The organism is Photorhabdus sp. RM96S, assembly GCF_042879335.1.
Lineage (GTDB): Bacteria > Pseudomonadota > Gammaproteobacteria > Enterobacterales > Enterobacteriaceae > Photorhabdus > Photorhabdus kayaii.
Genome location: NZ_JBHFKT010000022.1, coordinates 62629 through 82939, shown reverse-complemented (window position 1 = coordinate 82939; position 20311 = coordinate 62629). Strand labels below are relative to the sequence as shown.

Sequence of the window (20311 nt, the reverse complement as noted above, 5' to 3'; positions counted from 1 at the left end):
AATAAAGGTAGCGTGACTGCTGGCCGGGATATGCGGATATTTGGCGATACTGTGCGTAATAGCGGTAATAAAGCCTTGCTGCAAGCCAATAATAATATGTGGATACAGAAAAATGCACAAGGAGATAAAAGTCATCTTATTGAAAATAGATCTGCCACCATAAAGACGAATAAAGGCGATTTAGTTGCCAGATCTCATAAGATGCTCAATATAAGAGATCTTTATCTCCTTTCTAATATTAAACCTGAAAAAAACGATTTTCTTGACTTTAGTAATATTGATGATCTCAGTGACATGAGAAATTGGTTCTTTATAGAAAATTATGATAGCAGTTTAATTTCATCTGGAGGAAATTTATATATAAATAGTGATAATTTATTAAATATAAACAGTGAAATACATGGAAAAGGCGATGTATTTTTGACCGGAAGTCATTTTACAAGCACTAAATTTATAAATACTGAAAATCTATATAATGATAATGGAAATACCTATCCACATTTTATAATAAATAGTTCACATCCTGTATTTAATAATCCATACTATAAATACAGAAATAGGCAGGAAAACGACAGAGAAATATACCCAATGGATTTCAAGATGCATCGCGGCGGCAAGGGAACGAATCCCCGGGAGCATAGATAACTATGTGACCGGGGTGAGCGAGTGCAGCCAACAAAGAAGCAACTTGAAAGATGACGGGTATACATGTATTAGATAGAAATAACACAGATATAAAACAGCAAGATTGGAATCTTCTTCGAAATAATCCTTCTAATGAAACAAAAATTGACTCATTCACAAATAAGACAATGCTATTTTCTGGAAGGAATTTAGTTATTGATTTTCTTGGCGAGGTTAAAATTACGTCAAATAAGGAACTTATTAATGAAAACAAGTTGAATACGCCGATTACACCTAGTTGGAAAGAAAAAACATTAAATCTATTAAATGCAGAAACTGATGATATCAAAGTTAAAAATAATCTTATATTAAATGCAAATGGATTTACATTAAAATCAGCACGATTAAATGCTGAAAAAGATATCAACATTATCTCATCAGATGCTAACGTTGTCGATCTTACCGATTCTAAAATCATATCTAAATCAGGTGATTTATCTATACTTTCAACCTATTATAAAGCACCGTATGAATTTTGGGGTAAATTATTATTTCCAGATGCCATTAATATTTTATCAACGGTATTAAAAGGACATAATGTTTCATTAATAAGCAAAAATTCAGGAATATCCGCTTATAAATCTACAAGATTTAGTATCGGGCCTGATATTGATGATCGAAGTAATATAATAAACTCATCAGGAGATTTAACATTTTATTCAGGAACAAACTTAGATTTAAATTTTATCAATTATTTAACAAAAAACAAGAATACGACTTTAACTGCGGTCAGAGATATTAAAATAAGCAGAAGTGAAACCACTCTAGACTCATCCGAGTCCATATCCATTAATGGTGGTATAAATCTGGATATTAGTGGTGTAAAACTCATCGCAGGAAAAGACGTTATAATAAACTCTTCTCAAAATTCTACATTATGGGGAATTCCTATTACAGCTAATAGTATCTCTATATCGACGGGGAAAGATTTGAATGTAACCAACTCTGCATTGAATGCAACAGAAAACATATTGATGAATTCTGGTGGAGATCTCAATTTATCTGTTGCTTATGGTAATGTAGACGGTCTTCTGATGAGAGAAGGAAGAGTAAGCCACATTACTTCTGTTAATGCAGGTAATAAATTAACTTTAATAGCTAATGATAATATAAAGTTAGAAGGTTCAAGTTTAATTTCTAAAAGTGATATGACCCTCACTTCTGGTGGGTATACATACCTTAAATCCGCAGTAGATACTGAAAACACAAATTCCAGATCATCTATTACACATAAAGAAGCCAAATTAACCAGCAGTAATAATTTAACCATTTTTACCGGAGAAGGTCTTTTATTTCAAGCAACTAAACTTTTAGCTAAAGGTGTAATAGATATTGCTGCTAAAGGGGGTTATCTTTATGCACAAGCACAGGAAGATGTGACTGAATATACAACCTCCAGTACTAAACGTAAGTGGTATGGTAAAAAGAAGACTTCAACTACCACCCATCATTCAGTCACCAATAAAGTGACTGAATTTATTGCTGATGGAGATATTAATTTACTCAGCCGAGATGACAGTACATATGAAGCCAGCAAAATTGAAACAAATAAAAATGCCAGACTGACCAGTACACATGGAAAAATAAACTTTAAAGCAGTTAAAGACAGTTCTTTTGAACAGACCATTAGCCAGTCTAAAGGATTTTTCATTAAGAACAGAGATAGTGGTCATCGTGCAGAAACATGGGTGCTGCCTTCGGTTCACATTGGTGGAAAATTAACGATTGAGGCCGCAAATGGGATCAGTGCTGATATCAAAACACAGAAAGGACAATCCTTACAGGCGGTATTGGCTGCTCTTGGCAACACTTCTGAAACAGCCTGGTTAAAAGAGTTAAGCCAACGTCAAGATGTCAACTGGAATGAAGTTCAGGATGCTTATGAGAATTGGGATCATAAGAGCCAGCATTTAAATCCTGTCGTTTCTGCGGTTATTGCTATCTCCGTTGCTGTAGTCACAGCCGGGGCCGGGGTAACTGTAGCTGCTGCCAATAGTGCCGCGGGTGCAGCCAGTGGTGCCGCTACCGCAGCCGGAGCCAGTGCTGCAACTGCGGCAACAGTGAGTACCGCCACATACGGCGCAGTTTCTGCGGGTATCTCATCTCTAGCTGCTACGGCAGCGGTTAAGCTTATTAATAATGAAGGAAACCTATCGAAAACCCTTAAGGATATGGGAAACAGTGAGACAGTAAAATCAACTGTCACATCAATGGCAATGGGTGGCGCACTGGCGGGTTTTGATAACGCCATGGGATGGGATAAAGCCGCCAATGGTGCTCAAATTGACCCGGCAAAAGTGACATTACCTAAACTGAGCAACGGCGACTGGAGCAAAGTGGCTCAACGGATCGCAGGTCAATCCATTATCAGTTCCAGCCTGGGTACAGCCATCAATGGCGGTAGTTTTAAGGACAATTTTACCACCGCATTACTTGCCAATATTGGCAGCCAGATTAACGCCGAAGGTGCCGGGTTGATTGGGGCTAACGGTCAGGTGTTAGATTTACCCGGAAAAGCTATCAGCCATGCGGCGGTTTCTGCCCTTGCTGCGGAAATTGGCGGCGGTGATGCCAAAGGGGCGGCGGCTGGAGCATTAGCCGCAGAACTGGCCGCGATAACATTGGATAAAACATTCAATGATCCAATGAAAATTCAGGCGGGTGGCAAAATCATCGGCAGCGTCGCAGGTGCCATTGCGACCAACAGCGCCAAAGGCGCTAACAGTGGGGCTAATGCTGGGGAAATTGTTATTCTCTTTAACCACCTGAACTCCATGAATGCCTACAATCTGGCCAGAGAGCTCCAGGAAGCCAATGAGCAAGGAACGCCTACCGAAGCAATCTGGAACAAATACAACAAACTGAGCGCTGCACAACGGGCAGACATGTTATCTCATTGTGCCGGGAATGGTGGGTTATGCACACTGACCTATCAGGCCGAAATGGAAGGAGGAATAAAAACAGCAGATGCCATCAATGGTCTGAGATGGATGTTTGGCTTATCGGCTGAAGATACTCATCGTCTCAGCCAGTTTGTGACGACAGAAAACCAGAACGATTTAGGGCTGTTGTATAACTCGCTGCCTGCTTGGGAAAAAGGTGCACTAATAGCCAAAGAGGCGGTAGAATCTGCCGGTATTGGTGGTGCTATCGGCAGCAAAGTTTCCGTTGCTTCGATTGTTGGGAAACACCGAGGAAGCGCAATACCAGTACCGGAACCCATAACCGCTTCTAATGGGTTAATTTACAAATCAAATCCTAAACATACTCCCGGAGGTGATGGAAATCGCAAAAATGCAGGAATAGAACCAAGAGATTCTCTAATTCTTTTTGAAAACTCTATACCAAGCTCAAAAAACTATAACAATAAAGAGGTTCGATTCTCAGTAGACAAGAACGGTAACGTTCACCGATTCGAAGGAACTAACGGAGAATATCATTGGAATGGCAGCACCGGAGATATTAACAATGCCTTAACAAGCAAACAGGTGCCAAGTGATATTCAGAAAAAACTAGGAGTGAAACTAAAATGATTTATGGTGATCCATTTTACTTTTCTCTTCAATTTGACATTGTTGAGTCATGGAACTCTCCAGATAACTTTTGGAAAAATGGAGTATTTTTTTTCTACTTAGAAGGGAATAAATTATTTGACATCGTTGATGTTTTTGAATTAAGAACAACAATTGGCTTTTACTCAAATATGAAAATAGATGAGTTGCCATGTAATGATATTCCCTTTGATCCTATTACCTTATACAGAAATGCAGAAAGTTATTTTACAGGAGAAGGAGAAGATCTTATTGATGGCTTGTTTGATATGACTTGTACTGCAATGGGGGATAATGGCTATTATATTTACTTTATGAAAACAAGCCAAAATGATCGCCTAATTTGGAGTATTGATGATGGGAATACAATAAAGGAGACATTATTACCTGCTGGTACAGTTCATTCTGTAATTCAAAAAATGTCACAATGTCCGTTAACTAAAATATCTACTAATGGCTAGTAAGTCTATATCCTATGGATTTCAAGATGCATCGCGGCGGCAAGGGAGTGAATCCCCGGGAGCATAGATAACTATGTGACCGGGGTGAGCGAGTGCAGCCAACAAAGAGGCAACTTGAAAGATGACGGGTATAGATAAAACTCTAATCCCAGTCAGCTACGGCTGGGATTACTTTAACTTTATATTAATATTTTTTATTTATCAGTCTGATACAGAGTTAGGATTAAAAATTTCAACCATCTCAGCCAGTTTGTGACGACAGAAAACCAGAACGATTTAGGGCTGTTGTATAATTCTCTGCCCGCCTGGGAAAAAGGTGCACTGATAACCAAATTGACTTACCCACTTATTCTTTCAATTATCAAATAATTAATAAATATAATTTCAAACAATATAATGGTGACCATAAATTATAAATTTCAGGCCACCATTTCATTAAATTACTATTAATTACCAGGTACTAATATTAAATTAGAGGCTTACAAATCAATCCTGACAAAACTGATATCCTATCACTCTTGAATTGGAGAGGGATTTGCAATACTTTTCAGTGAATCAGGAACAGTTTCACTGAGATACATATCGCTAATCTTTGGTAAATTCTTAACATAGAGATCATATGGCATCCAGAATGATTTCCCCTCAAATCGGCTATTCTGGAATATATCATTTTGCACGTCTTCTGGAATATTTTCCCATTCAGCAGAGCCCGGAGAATATGGACCTTTATATTTAACGACATTCCACGGATTATGCAATCGTACTAACTTAATATCATTCCATTGCTGAGCATCTAATATTAAATAAGCATGACCTGATACCAAATCCGTAGAGTAACCCGTTCCTTGATAAGTCACATGATGTTTTATTTTGAAGATATCGATAAATTTTTCATCCCAAATACGATCCTGATTATCCCGATTAATACTGGTATTTTCTGTCGATTCTATACCAAAATAGATCTCATTACCGCCGCCTAAATTCTCATAGCTTCCATGCAATTTCGCAAATGCTTTTTCAATCAGGTAATACCAAAACTCATTTTTATCTTCCATATCAGAAAAACTAACTCGTGGCAGATCATCATCAATCAATAAATAACCAATTTTCGATTGATTGATGATTCTAATCGAATAAACCCCCGTTGGGTTATAAACCGGCGGATAGATAGCAGAAAATAACAAATTATGCCCTTCAGGATGGGATGCAATTGCCCCAATGGTACTAACAAAGCCGCAATTACCAAGATAAAGCTGGCCCATATCGATCATCTCTATCCCTTTAATAAACATGTTAGGGGATTCAATAAAATCTTTAATACGGTCATGCTTATCAACTCCCCCGCTTTGCCATTGCTCAGGAGGATATGAATCATCGACTAAATAGGCATTCTTCTCTGATAACGCTTTAATTAAGGTCAATACAGGATCTTTTGCATATAACGTGACGCCTTTAAAGTCAAAAGGTTCACAGGCAGCCAAAATATCATTTAATTCACTTAATTTTACCGCTTTATCAGGATCTCCGCTCAATGCTTCTTGCACTGATTTTTCAGCATATGCGTCACGTCCACATGCAATTAAATCCCTATCTGGTGATTTCGGCCATGCATGAACATTAGCGACATCAACTGGTTTATCGGAGAAATTAATAACTGACATTTTCAATATCCCTTGATTTTATAATGGATGAATAGCCTTGCGCTATTATTTATATTAAATAGCTCAGACCAAAGGTTTTATATCTAATGGTATAGTCAAATAATTGGCGAACACACTTACCTTTGGTTAGGTAAATATTTCCTTATCACGTTATTAAAATCAACTTAATTATTAAATAGATGATGATTTTATTTTATTGAGTCAGTATTAATAATTCGAAACAATAATAACCATTTCGATTCAATTAAAAAACCAAAAATATAAAGCCTGCGTATAATATACAGGCTTTATATAGATTCTGAAAATAATTACTGCGTAGCTTATAAGAATGGCGTGATATTGCCAGCCCCTTCCCGTATTACAACCGGCGTATCCTCGGTTAAATCAATTACGGTGGTAGGTTGTTGCCCTAAATAACCCCCGTGAATAATCAGATCAACCCGTTTTCCCAAATTATCTTTAATTTCTTCAGGATCAGATTCAGCAAAATCATTGCCTGGCAAAATCAGGCTCGTGGACATCAATGGCTCACCCACTTGTTCAAGAAGCGCCAAGGCAATTGGATTAGATGGAACACGTAATCCGATGGTTTTCCGCTTATCATTCATCAAACGACGAGGGACTTCTTTCGTCGCACGCAAAATAAACGTGTAATTGCCCGGAGTATTATTCTTAATCAGACGAAAAGCCGGATTATCGACATAAGCATAAGTCGATATCTCCGACAAATCCCGGCACATTAAGGTGAAATTATGATGACTATCTAACTGGCGAATACGACATATCCGAGTCATCGAATCTTTATCTTCCAGATGGCAACCAATCGCATAACCGGAATCAGTGGGGTAAATAACCACCCCACCTTTTTTCAACACATCCACACTTTGCCCTATTAAGCGGGGCTGCGGATTATCTGGATGAATATAAAAAAACTGGCTCATAAATTACCTCTTAATTTTATGCTGCCCCTACAGTGACCAGTTACGCCATATTGGTACCACATCACCGGGTAACCACAATTTACGCCCTAACTCTATCCATGAACAAGGCTGGTGAAAATCAGAACCTAACGAAGCCATCAAATCATGTTCCCGTGACAACTGACCAAGATATTGCCGCTCGTTAGGTGCCTGCTGACACTGTGCAACTTCCATTGCATCACCACCATGTTGTTTAAACCAAACAATCAGACGCTTCAACCATTTGGTCGATAAATCATATCGTCCCGGATGCGCAATGACTGCTTGACCACCTGATTGATGAATGGCATCAATAGCTTGTTCAATTGTACACCATTGAGGTGGAACATATCCGATTTTTCCCTTTGCCAGATATTTTTTAAATATTTTCGCCATTGTTGGCTCTCTGCCCATTTCAATTAAATAACGGGCAAAATGGCCTCGTGTTATTTGTCCACCATTCGCTAATCGGCTCGCTCCTGCCCAAGCATCGGAAATACCCACCTTTGCCAGCTTGCGACCTATTTCAATTCCTCTTTCTTTCCTAAGTTCAGATTGTTTATTAAGTAATTCAATCATTGCATTTGACTGAATATCAATGTTCAGACCAATAATATGAATCTCGATATTTTGCCACAGTGTGGATATCTCAACCCCTGATATGAGCTTTAATGGCAAATCATGTTGGTTAATATATTCATGGGCCGGCAAAATAGCGTCTGTCGTATCGTGATCAGTCACGGCCAATACATTAACGCCCATTGCCACCGCTCGTTCGACCAATTCTGCTGGTGAAAGTAAACCATCCGATGCAGTCGTATGGCTATGCAGATCGTAAATTGTTACTAACTCAGTGGCTGAATTTGTCATTATCTCTTTCTCTGCCCAAATAGCTTAAATGCTTGATGGGATAGCTTAACGGTAAATGGTCGCGTTTTACAGAAATAATCATGTTCAGCCCTAGAATATCGGGTTGAACATGATTATTTTAAGCATGAAAAAACTAACAGATAAGAAAAGCAATATCCCTTTTTATTGGCAAAGAAAAATTAACCGGCGTTTTTCTTCACCTAACCAATAGATTTCAAATAATAGGGCTTACCCGGATTATAAAGTGGCCCCATGTCGATGGTTTCATCATTAGATTTGGCAATATAGCCCATCCCTTCTCTGGCCGCATTTGCCAACAAGCCACAATCCTGATCGCCTGACCAAGAAAATATGCCTCCCAGTTTATTCTTAGCGACATATTCCGCTTTTTGCTTCACCGTGCGAGGGGTATCTAATGAGATAAAGTGCCCCTCTTTTTCACTAAACAAGAAATCAGCATCAGCATTGGTATCTGTCATTAACACAAAGCCATTTTTCCCGGTAGCGAGAGTGTGTTCACTATCCAGATAATTATTAACAATATCAAAGAATTCAGGTGAACCTTTTTCCATTGTTCCTAATGCATCGCCAGTTTTATTATATTCGCGCGTTTCAAGATTTGCCCCTTTGCCCGCACGGCCATAGTTAGCATAACCTAAATGAATTTTCTCCAAAGGTATGCCAAGATCCTGATGTAAGTAATTGATAGCAACTTCCGCGGATAAATCAGATGCCTCTGATGGATCAGGATCTTTTGGCGAATAGAGATTAGTATGATGGCCGATATAAGGTGCCCAACCAGTACCAAAATAGTCGTAACTCATTAAGTAAATATTATCCAGACCATTTTTGACTAATTCAGCAATATTAGAGGTTTTTAATTTCGCTTTTACACCACTACAAGCAATGGAGATCTCTTTTCTATCCTCTCGTCCAAATCGACTATCCAAAGATTCACGTAATTCTTTAATTAACAGAGCATAATGTTCTCCATCTTTATCACTAATAACATTACCTTCCTCTCCCGGGCTTCCAGGATATTCCCAGTCAATATCGACACAACTGAACATAGGAAAACGCTCAAAGAAATCAACAATACTGTCAACAAAAACACGACGCAGTACCGCATCAGCCGCCATCACGGAGAAATAACCGGACATACTCCAGCCACCAATACTAAAAGCTAATTCAAGTTTATGGCCCGCTAAACGTGCCGTTTTTTGCAGTTCACGCAACCCACCTAATAAACCCGAAGCTCTCTTTTGTTGATAATAAGGCAAGAATGTTCCCGGACCGATAGCAGTATTCGCGCTTTCTTTCGGTAATCCCACATTACGGGCAGTTCCTAAATCACCATAAGGGTCAAGAGGGACAATATGGCCTTCAGTAATTTTTATTTCACTCTGGCTATTCCAACCATCGGCAACCTCTTTGATTTTATCCCCTTTCACACCAGTATCACCGTAAATACCCAAAAAGCTGAATATTAACTTATCATAAGCGGTGACTTTGATAGTGCTTAAATCAAATCCTCTTCCCCGATCACCCGCCCCTTTATCCTCACCATCCAAACGTGCATCATATTGGCACCAATCAGTAATATAAGCAGAAAGTTTTGGCCTGGATTTATCGCTTTCATATTCATTAAACATCGGGCGACAAACACGCGTCGCAGTATAAGAAAGGTTACCCGCTGAACCATCAGGTTTAAAATTAACATCCGGCCGTTGATAGGTTTGTTCTGTAATCGCATCCGGTTGTAAAACCGGTGAAGGAATATCTTCGGTTGGATCAACGCGCCCATCGGTAGGATTTCCGTGCTGTTTTATCTCATCTTCCGTCGCTGGACGAATATATTTCCAGGCATTATGCGGTGTTCCCTCTTTAGCCGTAGGATCGGGAATATGCCAGCGCTCAACCCAATACGTATTGGTATAAACACCACTATTAAAAATAACATTATAAACTTGGCCACCTGCCTGATTATTCCATGCAGTTAATGGTTCACCAACAATATCACTGATGTCGGACATGGATTTCGATGAGGTATAAGTATATTTATTTACCATTTATAAACTCCAATGCGATTTATATTTAGCCTCCACATAATGAGAAGAGGCTAATTTGAATGTTAAAGATAATGAGTAAGCATTTTAAATTCAGGTGACTGATTCATTTAATGCTTAATTCTCGTTATCACAAATCTGGGTTTTCCTTTTTTAATAACTCTTTAACCGCCAGACCAAATGATGCAGATCCTTCTTGCGCGGTATATCGAATATGAAGAATAATATCGGTCAAACTTTCTAAATCCTGCGAGGTATTGGTAAATTGGAAATTCCAACTTGATCCTACCCCTACCCCCTCAAAGGGTAAGAAACGTTCATCATCGAAATTAAGCGTGAACATTCCGCTGTCATTAATCCCCGTAGATAAAGCGATTTGTTGATTAGGCTGGATACTGCGCACCGTATAAGGCGTTTCCGCACGAATTCCTTCTTTCAACATTTTTTCAACGGTTTTGAGATCCGCTTTTGTCGTATAACTGCTCACACCCGACAAACTTAATTTGGCACAGATATCTTCATAAGGCCCAATTAACATCGGCAGCGTCACTGAAACTGATTTAATCCGCCGATTAAATAAACCCGGATAATCCACACCAAATTGTTTTAACTCATCCAAATTAAAGGTAATTGCAGTATGCGCTTTTAAAGCGTTGAGATTATTTTCCCAAGACTCACCCAATAAAGATTTAAGTGAAATTGTTTTGATAATTTCCAATTTACGCGAATTTTGCTCAACATAAGTGCGTTCCATGCGTTGCAACGCCAATTTCAGATTTTCACCGACCAACAGCCCTTGATAGAGATCATTCCAGCTCGCGCCATCAATAAAATTCTGCTCGCCTAGTCCAAGTTCATATTGTAAAGAGGCTTGTGCGGATAAACATAACGATGAAACAGCATCATAAGCCTGCAAATAAAGGCTTGAGATCTGGCTAATCATCCAAGTATATAAGCTTTCATTAGTAAAACGGCTGGAGAAATACGCCAACAGTGCCTGAGATTGTTGTTGCTGTGCTTCTACTTGCGCCAAACGCTTACGTGCGGCGCTGACCTGCAACTGCTGAATATTAATTTGCTGATCAATAGATTTTACTTCCCATTCAGCCTGTTTATATTGCAGTTCCCACTCTTGCCGGCGACGGCGATAAGATTCAGAAACACTGAGGCTATCAGCTTTAGTACTATCAGACTGATGTTTCAAGGTTGCTATTTCAGCAACAGCATTTAAAGCGGCCCCCCAATGTGAACCCCCGACTGCCAATCCATAAATATTGGGAACTAAATCCAGCGCCGCCGCCGCTGTTCTTGATACTTGTGAAGCTAATAGAGCAGAAGATGCCTGAGCCTGTAATTCAATAACCTGCTGTTCCGTTGACGAAATATTTTCATCATAAAGACTTTTATAATGTTCGTACCGCTCCTGAGCAGATTGTTTACTCACCTGCAATGCATCAAGACTGGCCTGATTAATATTGATATCTTGTTGCTGAAGGTCAACCGCAAAACGGTAGAGATCATTATTCTGCACCATCTGGAATGATTCAAAACTCAAATTATCTTTCCGTTCCAACAGGCTTAACAACGTGCTGCCAAATTGTATCAATGTATCGACACCTGATTTCGCCCGCGCCAACATCGGTTCAAAACGATAATTTGGCACTCTGAAATTCATTCTGCTGGCATTTCTGGCAGCAACAACCTTCTGATAACGCTGATTCATTAATCCACGAGGAGAAATTTTCGAATCATAAAGATCCATAGAAATTTCTTTACCATCCAGCGTTAAATTATGCCGTAAATTGTAAATCCGGTTTTCTATTTTATCCCACAGGGCCGTTAACTCTTCATTAATCGGTTTCATAAAGAGATCATTATCCAGCGCACGAATCGTTTTATCATGAACCACCGGGGCATAAGGCAAAGGATAACTTATCATCTCCAATGCACGTACTGCGCTACTCTTCCTATATGATGCATCCTCAAGAGTTATCGGCTGCCATGAACTGGCTAATTGGAGATCAGGACGAGCGCCTAATAATGAACTTGCCGTTGCATAGCTCAGACGTGCCACCGTTCTGGCAGTAGTCTGTAATTTGCGATATTCCATGTCACCCTGATCGATAATATTCTTAACGTAGAAGTTAAAAATAGCCTTACGATAATGAATAGGTTCACTGGCAGAAATTGCATCAGGATCAGCCGGTTCTATTAAACTACGTAATCTCTTTGGCTCGTCAATGATCGGGCGACTATTCCAATAACGTGGCTTATTTTGTTCCAGCGCCGATTCATCATGACTTTCAAAAGGATTAAAAATAAACTTAATCCAGCGACTGGCTTCTTCATAACGCTGTTCGACATTAAACCGCCAGGCCACCATAAATGGCATATGGAAGAATAATTCCCAGAAATAAATACCATTTGCTCCTTTAAGGTCGATAGGTTTTGAAACATTGCCGGTAATCGGCTCTTCATGAATATGTTGCGTTTCCCAACTGAGAACTTTGTCCAGTTTTTGACTCGCCTTACTAATTAACTCTTTTGCAAACAGGGTATTTAAACGAATCGCCTTGTCAGAATACCAACTTTCTAATGGTTCCTTTGGTTTCTGTTCCTTTGGAAATTGCAAATACTGAGTTTGTTTAGTCTGTTTAATCTGAACCTTGTCACGGAGCAATTTACCTACACTGAGTTTAGTTTTAATTTTACCCGCAACATCTCCAGTTTCCGACGGCAAACTAAAACCCGTAACAACCGTTACATCATTTCTATCACAACGGTTCAATATGAAACTCAGATTTGGATCATAATCTTCTGGAGTCAGTATCTTATAATCAAGCCAACAGCGTTCACCCTTGCTATCTTCCAGCCAAATACAATAAAGGATATTTTTACTTCTGCTAAAATCATATTTATACGTTGAAGTGGACGTAAGATGCATATTTAATGTCCCGTCAACATAAGGCGCCTCCAGCTTAAAATCGTCTATTTTACCCAGTTGTCCTTCAAATGTTGGTGGTTCGGCTATCGGCCATTTCATATTATTATTAACGGGATAAAGTACCAATTGCTTATATTCTTCCGGCCCGCCATTTGAGGGTTCCCGAAAATAGAACCAGACTAAAGCAGCGCCATATGCATCAAGGTCGGATAGCTTTGAAGTGGATTTGGGCAAATCCGTTGCTTCCATTAATAAGTTGTCACAAACATAGGTGAAAACTTCATCATAATCGTATGCTTTTCCATCATTATCTGTACCTTGCAAGCGCACAAATGCGACCAACGCTAAACGTTCAACATTTCCGGTACGATCGAGAACCGCAATCAACTCTTTCATTGAGTGGTCGAGTAAATCCTCACGAACAGTTGTCCCGGTACTCCAGGTACCATCAAATGCTAAATGAGCCAAATTAAGTTTGGTACGATATTTAACGCTATTACCTTGATCTTGTTTTTCTTCAGAGACTTCAAACCAACTAATATATAACCGGTTATTTAGGATAATTGGACGAACAATACCGTTATACGCATTTTCTAAAGGAACATTAATCAGCTTCCACTCACTCCAGGCGGTAGGATAGAGTTCATCAGTCTGATTATTACGCTGTTTGGCATCTAAAGTTCGCCAAAAATAACGGTAAGGTTGAGTTCGTGTTTTAGCAATGAAATAGATCTTATCATCGGTAATATCAATACCATCTTCATAGCCAGCAATAACCTCTAAATTACTGACCTCTTCGAAGTTATTCAAATATCCCAATATCGCTTTTTGAGCAACATCATCGGTGAGCTTGCCTTGATTAAGCGCACTTTCAAGTTGGAAAAAGAATTCTGTTTTGGTTAAACGTAATGTGGGATCAACATAGACTTCTGGATAAATAGCCAATTGTTGATTTGCCGCCCAATAACCATAACGATTAGCAAACTCCTGCCAATTGTCTGCCTCTTCCTGAGTCATTGATAAACCTGACTCTAAATTCAAAACAATACGGTTAATATATTGTTGTATAGATTGGGTAATATGTGCGACACGGGCTGTTTTTACTTTAGAAGAGACCTGAGTGTCTAACAAGAGAAAATCATACAAGTCATCAACATTTTGAATTCTTTCACTCAAGGATTGAAAAGCGGTATCATGCGGAACAATCTGACCAAGATAATAATCAACTAATGCATCACGCAAATTTTCCTGTAATTTAGCTTCAATTAAACTAGACATTCTCATCATCTCCTTGCGCTTTTAATGCAGCCATTACTGCTTCACCAATGCTTTGGAAAGCTTCAAAATCTGAATTAACATCAAGTGCACCAGCACCTAATAAAGGCTCAACGGATAAATTGGTTTTCACAGAAAATTGTTGTAGCCGTCGTATCCAATCTATTTGGGATAAGGTCATCGCACGTTTTCTTTCTAATCCTCCTTTATCGCAAGCAAGATAAATTTCATCAGGACCCCAATCTAAAATTTCCGCCAGTAATTGCGCACATTTATAATTATTATCATCCTCTTCTGTCTTCGGTAAAATTTCACTGTTAGCAAAAGTAAAATATTCCTGAACTTTATCCTCATTTTGTTTCGCATTTTCCAGTAAATCTTGATAGCGATTCAACAGGAAAATTTCATCTAACGACAATGATATTTCTGTGGTTTCATCTATGATTAGTCCAAGCCATTTAGGATTTGTCAGGCGCAATAATAATAGATTATTACCTATGCTCAACGCATTAATTAATTGGGTATAAACTAACAGACTATAGGTCAAGTCCAGAAACTCTTTTTTAATATCTTCAACTTTTTCTGGTGTATTATCTAACACCATTTTCAACACTGAATAAACACTACTTCCTAACCAACGCAATTGTAGTGGCACAATATCTCTTGATACCCCATATTCACCCGCAATAGTGCTAGATAATAGACTCTCTTGTGTGGTTTTAGATTGCAATATGATCTGCAAGACAATATTAATTTGATTATTATCTGGAGTTATCTTTTTCTCTTTTACAATATCTTCTATCTTTTTCCTCAGAGATTCTTCGTCTGTTTTTCCCCATATCAATGGAATATCTTTGATTAATCCATTATCCCTATCAAAAACACCATTTTCATCTGACAAAATGGTCCACCAATCTGTACCATTTATTTCTTGCCGATTAAAATCAGAGTCTTGCAAACGTACATTATCAGTAAGACCGTCAGAAATTCCTTTATAAAAAGTTAACATACCACTTGTTGGCACGACCGGAAGCTGAGTTTTACCTAATAATAGAGAAAGCTTAATCGGTGTCAGTTTCGTTTTAGTGAGCCAGGAAGTTAAAACCTCCATTTGGGCAATAATACTGAGGATGTCATCTTTCTCTCCTAAAGCCGGTATATTTACCAGATATTCGCTTTTATCCGTTAAAATATCCACCAGAATTAATCCATCTTCCGCAGAAAAACCAAATAATCGTGGAATAGTCACCAAGCGATAAAGTCTGGATACGACATCAAGATTACGCACTAATTTGCCAGAAGAGAGTTTCAGTGCTTTCTCAACGATAGGTGCAATCACTTGAAACGTGGATAAAGAAATAGCTAACCCTGCACACAATTGTTTAACTGTTTTTGCGCCATCTCCTTGATTTTCTGCATAGTTAAATTCTTTCCCATCCAGAATTAACGGCTGGTCAAAAAGTTTAGACTGATTAAAAACTTGATCAAAAAATGGAATATTATTGCTGATGGCAAATGGCGTAATTTGATATATCCATCCGGCAAACGTCTCCGGTAATACTTTATATTGTGTCGATAAATGACGGAATAAACCTAATGCTCTTAATGTATTATTAGAGATAGCCAGATCGCTATTTTTCGGTTCAGCTTTTATTGCTGAGGTTACCAGTAAATCAAGTTGATGATAAGGTAACGCTAACCAACGCTGTAAACGAATAAAGCGGTTCATTCGATCATAGCGAAAATCAGAAACTGCATCTATTTCCCGTCCTGAGTCCGTTCTCACAATGCTTAATGCATCCAATTGCCCTGCATTTATATAAACACCACCACAGTGATAAGGTGCAGGAAAGTGTTCTGATGTTTGCCCACTATCGAAGATAGGATTAGAAAATACCACATTTGGCGAAACTAAAGGCCGGAAATCACCACTACTAAACAAGTGTTCGAGATCTGTCACTTTCGATCCTGTTTGTTGACCAAAAGATAAAATCTCTGTTAATTTCACCCTTTCATCCGCAGAAACGCCATAGTTATCTTGGAAAAACCGCTCTGCTTCTGGCAATAATTCTGATTGTGCAGTCCCTTGTTTAGCAATAGCAAAACGATAAGTCATGGTCAGGAAGTTAATGCCTTCAATATTTACCGCAGTATTATTTGTACTTTCTTTGGGTACCGCAGCATAAACTGTCATTTCACCAAAGAAAGGACCTTTATCTAAATTACCGATATCACTATTATCACTTTCTACATAAGTCAATTTTAACTGCCGACTAAATGGTGATGAATTATCGAAAGGCTCCATCCTCGCTTTTATGCGATTGTAGGTCAGAACATTTTCACCACGAAGTTTAACTTTGATCGTCTCTTTAGCTTTATTTTCACAAGTAACGACAATTTCATCATAGGCTTTATCAACATTATCACTCAATAATGTTGGGCCAGTGATATTTTCATCAGCATGAATAATATAAGCATGTTTTGCAACATCACGTTCAGGCAATACTTCTGTTGTACTTGTACTGAAATAGCTATTAATAAGTTGTTCGCGTGATAAAAAGTGTTGCGCAAATGGGCTTTTCTCTGTGAGTAAACTCATTTGCTCTTTACTTAATTGGGTATAAGCAAGCAGAGCCTGATCACGTTTTTCCGTTAAGATATGCCAAGGAAATTGTTGATTCACTTGCTGAATAACGGTACCTAATTCAGTCTCTTTTTCGGCCAAACCTTTATTGATCTGTTGAGAGGGTAAACTATAGGGTAATGTAAAGGGAAAACGAGTCTCTCCCAAAACCTGATTAACCGGTTTTTCCGCCTGACCTGTCTGATCAATATATTCCCTGGCACTTTTCGACAAAACATCATTCACAATAGATATTGCCGTGATCTCTTTGTAAAGATTATCACTATTAAGTAATAAGTCAGGAATATCAGCACGCCTTTGCTCCAATCCCACGGCATTATTAGAGCCATCTAACTCTATTTGTTGTACAAACTTATAAAGATCAAGCAGGTAATTTACCGGACTGTCAAGGGATTCAATAGCGTTTGGCTGACAGAAGCTATCCCAAGGCTCAGGAAATAGGTTACTGTAATCAGGTAATTTTTCTTTCTCATCTGCATCATTATTGCGATAAGAAAAATATCTTGCCTGATGACTCGCTTTTGTTAATGATGTGTCATCGTAATCCCTCAATTGTCTTTGCCGATAACTTTGTACCAATTGATTCGCCGCACTCACTGCTTTATCAAAAATGACCTCTGCATGACCTGATAAAGATTGATTATGGCGTTTAATAAATCGCTGCTTTGATACTTCTGCAATATCAAAAATTGAGTGATATCCCAGACGCTGGAGTGTATTAACCAGCGTGATAGTGGAATTATCTTCTTTCTCTACTGCGTTTAATAACCTATAACCTGATGGCGATTTTGACGATTTAACTTCTGCCACCGCAGCTAATAATGGTGATACTTTTGTTATATTCTGTTTTTCACGAGAAATGCTTTTATATTTATCCATTATATTATTCCCAACCTAATTAATCGGAAACACCTGAACAGAACAGTTATAGAGACTATAACCATTTTAAGTAGTGAGATTTTTTAAAGCATAAATTCAATTTAATTTACATGCTTCACACCGTTTCTCTTTCGGTTTATCGTAAGAAGGAAGTTCACCTTCGAAATAAAACGGTTCCATTTCAATAACTTTTTTAATCGCCTTACGCCCCAATCCCTCATGAGCAGCATTAGTTAGCAAACCATTATCTTGATCACCGGTCCAAATAAATAAGCCACCAAGCCCTTTTTCTTTAACATAGCGGCCTTTTTCTCTTACTGAGCGTGGCGTATCTAACGACATAAATACTTTGAGATCTTTATTGTAAAGATAATCGGCTTTCGCCACCGGATCATGGAGAACCGCAAAACCATTACGACCTATTTGATTTTCATAATCAACATAGTTATAGATAATATCTGTCCATTCAATTACACTGTATTCGAAACTCCCTACTGTGGATGTTCCATCAGTATATTTCCCAACCAGTTGTTCATTATCCTTACTCTCTAACTCCGCAGTTCTGGCATTACGAGTGTAACCAGAATAACCGATATAAATAAATTTCTTATTAATACCTAAAGAGATAAGATAGTTAACTGCATCATCGACTGAATATTTAGAATACTGATCATCCTGATTGCGATAAAGATTAGTGTGATGAGAAAGTTTTCCATCGCCCAATGTAAAGAAATCATAAGTCATTAAGTTGATTTCATTGACACCGGCGGCGATCAATTCTGGAATATTCGCTGCTTTAATTTTTTCTACATCAGCAGAAGCTGCAATACTAATGCCTTTCAAATTACTGATATTTGCACTCTTCAAATCCTTAATAAGCTCAGCAAAGTACTTATAATCATCTTTATCAAATTGATTATTTTCCCCCGCAGAACCAGGATATTCCCAATCAAGATCAATATGGGTTAGCATGGGGAATCTGGTGTATAAATCTTTAACCCCCTCAACAAACCGTTGGCGCAGTTTCTCATCACGACAAACTTTATAAAAAGCACCACTCATTGACCAACCGCCAACACTAACAGAAATTTCCAGATCCGGGTTTTGTTCTTTGAGTAAGCGCAATCCTCCTAATACCCCTTGGGCTTTATCTTGCTGATATAAGTCTACAGGATTGCCCACCCAATGAGTAAAGCCACAATTAAGATAAGCACCAACATCAGCCCAAGGATCAATTGGAATAGGTTTACCTTCGTGATTCTCTAGAATATCTTGTTCGGCCTCCCCCATTTGCCATCCATTTTTACCCGCGGCAGCAATGATAGTTTCTTTCTTCTCCCCAGTGTCACCAATAATACCTGCAAAGCTAAAGATAATTCTCTGAAACGGCTTTCCCTTGTCTTTATCACCCTTAAAGCGCATTAAATCAGAGCCTCTGCCACCATTCTTTTTAAAATCATCTTCGCTTGCTGTGTCAATAAAACGCGCATCATAAATTGACCAATCAGTTAAATAACAGAAAACACCAAAATCATCCTTCTCCTCATAAGTATTGAAAACTGTTTTAGCAAGCCTTGTTGGTGTATAAGATAATGCACCATCGGTTGTCTTAGGATCAAAACTATTTAACCGATAAGTTTTCTGCGCCGCACCTTCTTCCGAATCCTTAACCTTATATGGATCAGTTTCATACACCAATTGGCTATCTGCTTTTGGTTTATTTTCACTCATATCTTACTCCACTAATAGTACAATTATTTTAAACATCAGAGAGTTAAATCATGGCGACCGATGCCAGAATTAAGTAGAGATCTATATACCCGTCATCTTTCAAGTTGCCTCTTTGTTGGCTGCACTCTCTCACCCCGGTCACATAGTTATCTATGCTCCCGGGGATTCGCTCCCTTGCCGTCGCGATGCATCTTAAAATCTATTGGGTATAAGTATTCAGATTAAAAAATCGTTCATCTGACATACCTATAACGTATTAAATACAAATAATTACATAGTTTTAACTTATAAAGATCTAAATTTTAAATAACACGATATGTTAGAGCTATGAATACTACTTCTCACAGTAATATCGGTTAAACCTCTTTTTTTCATATACAGATATAAAAATTGATTATCTATTCTCCCCGTTTGCCTATTGACTCAAAAAAAATCCAGCTAATCCTGCTCTTTAACCAATTTTTACTATCGCTAAATTCTTTTTTTCATGAAACATGATTTACATACTTAATATTACTAAATATATATCATAGCTATATCATAAAATAATATGATGAGATATTTGTGACAATAAGATAATAATTTT

Annotated in this window: 8 protein-coding genes and 1 pseudogene; 2 read left to right on the top strand and 7 right to left on the bottom strand. The window is 38.3% G+C overall.

What is annotated here, in order from left to right; all coding sequences use genetic code 11:
* Together ACGF49_RS14700 and ACGF49_RS14695 are read left to right on the top strand one after the other, a co-directional pair.
* Positions 1-4217: pseudogene (locus ACGF49_RS14700) on the top strand (DUF637 domain-containing protein); the annotation flags it as partial.
* Positions 4214-4696 (top strand): immunity 42 family protein, encoded by a 483-nt coding sequence (locus tag ACGF49_RS14695; protein WP_262978037.1) that lies wholly within the window; start codon positions 4214-4216, stop codon positions 4694-4696. The pseudogene ACGF49_RS14700 and the gene ACGF49_RS14695, both read left to right, overlap by 4 nt.
* Before the next feature lie 512 nt (positions 4697-5208).
* Here ACGF49_RS14695 and ACGF49_RS14690 read toward each other — a convergent pair.
* The 7 genes from ACGF49_RS14690 to ACGF49_RS14660 all read right to left on the bottom strand — a co-directional run bounded on the left by ACGF49_RS14690 (position 5209) and on the right by ACGF49_RS14660 (position 19725).
* A complete protein-coding gene (locus ACGF49_RS14690) occupies positions 5209-6357 on the bottom strand; it encodes a C2 family cysteine protease (protein WP_387491621.1) in 1149 nt (382 codons plus the stop codon).
* A gap of 320 nt (positions 6358-6677) precedes the next feature.
* Positions 6678-7298 carry an L-threonylcarbamoyladenylate synthase gene (locus tag ACGF49_RS14685; protein ID WP_228902710.1) on the bottom strand — a complete coding sequence of 207 codons (621 nt, stop codon included), beginning with the start codon at positions 7296-7298 and terminating at the stop codon, positions 6678-6680.
* Between the two features lie 27 nt (positions 7299-7325).
* Positions 7326-8186, bottom strand: coding sequence for a PHP domain-containing protein (locus ACGF49_RS14680; protein WP_113041360.1), 861 nt, complete (start codon positions 8184-8186; stop codon positions 7326-7328).
* Between the two features lie 200 nt (positions 8187-8386).
* Positions 8387-10255, bottom strand: coding sequence for a glycoside hydrolase family 18 protein (locus tag ACGF49_RS14675; protein ID WP_387491618.1), 1869 nt, complete (start codon positions 10253-10255; stop codon positions 8387-8389).
* A 127-nt stretch (positions 10256-10382) separates the two neighbouring features.
* Positions 10383-14474 carry a neuraminidase-like domain-containing protein gene (locus ACGF49_RS14670; RefSeq protein WP_387491616.1) on the bottom strand — a complete coding sequence of 1364 codons (4092 nt, stop codon included), beginning with the start codon at positions 14472-14474 and terminating at the stop codon, positions 10383-10385.
* A complete protein-coding gene (locus tag ACGF49_RS14665; RefSeq protein WP_387491613.1) occupies positions 14467-17994 on the bottom strand; it encodes a Tc toxin subunit A in 3528 nt (1175 codons plus the stop codon). The genes ACGF49_RS14670 and ACGF49_RS14665 overlap by 8 nt, the downstream gene beginning before the upstream one ends.
* Before the next feature lie 96 nt (positions 17995-18090).
* On the bottom strand, positions 18091-19725 hold the full coding sequence (locus tag ACGF49_RS14660; RefSeq protein ID WP_387491611.1) for a glycoside hydrolase family 18 protein: 1635 nt from the start codon (positions 19723-19725) through the stop codon (positions 18091-18093).
* Positions 19726-20311: the final 586 nt, after the last annotated feature.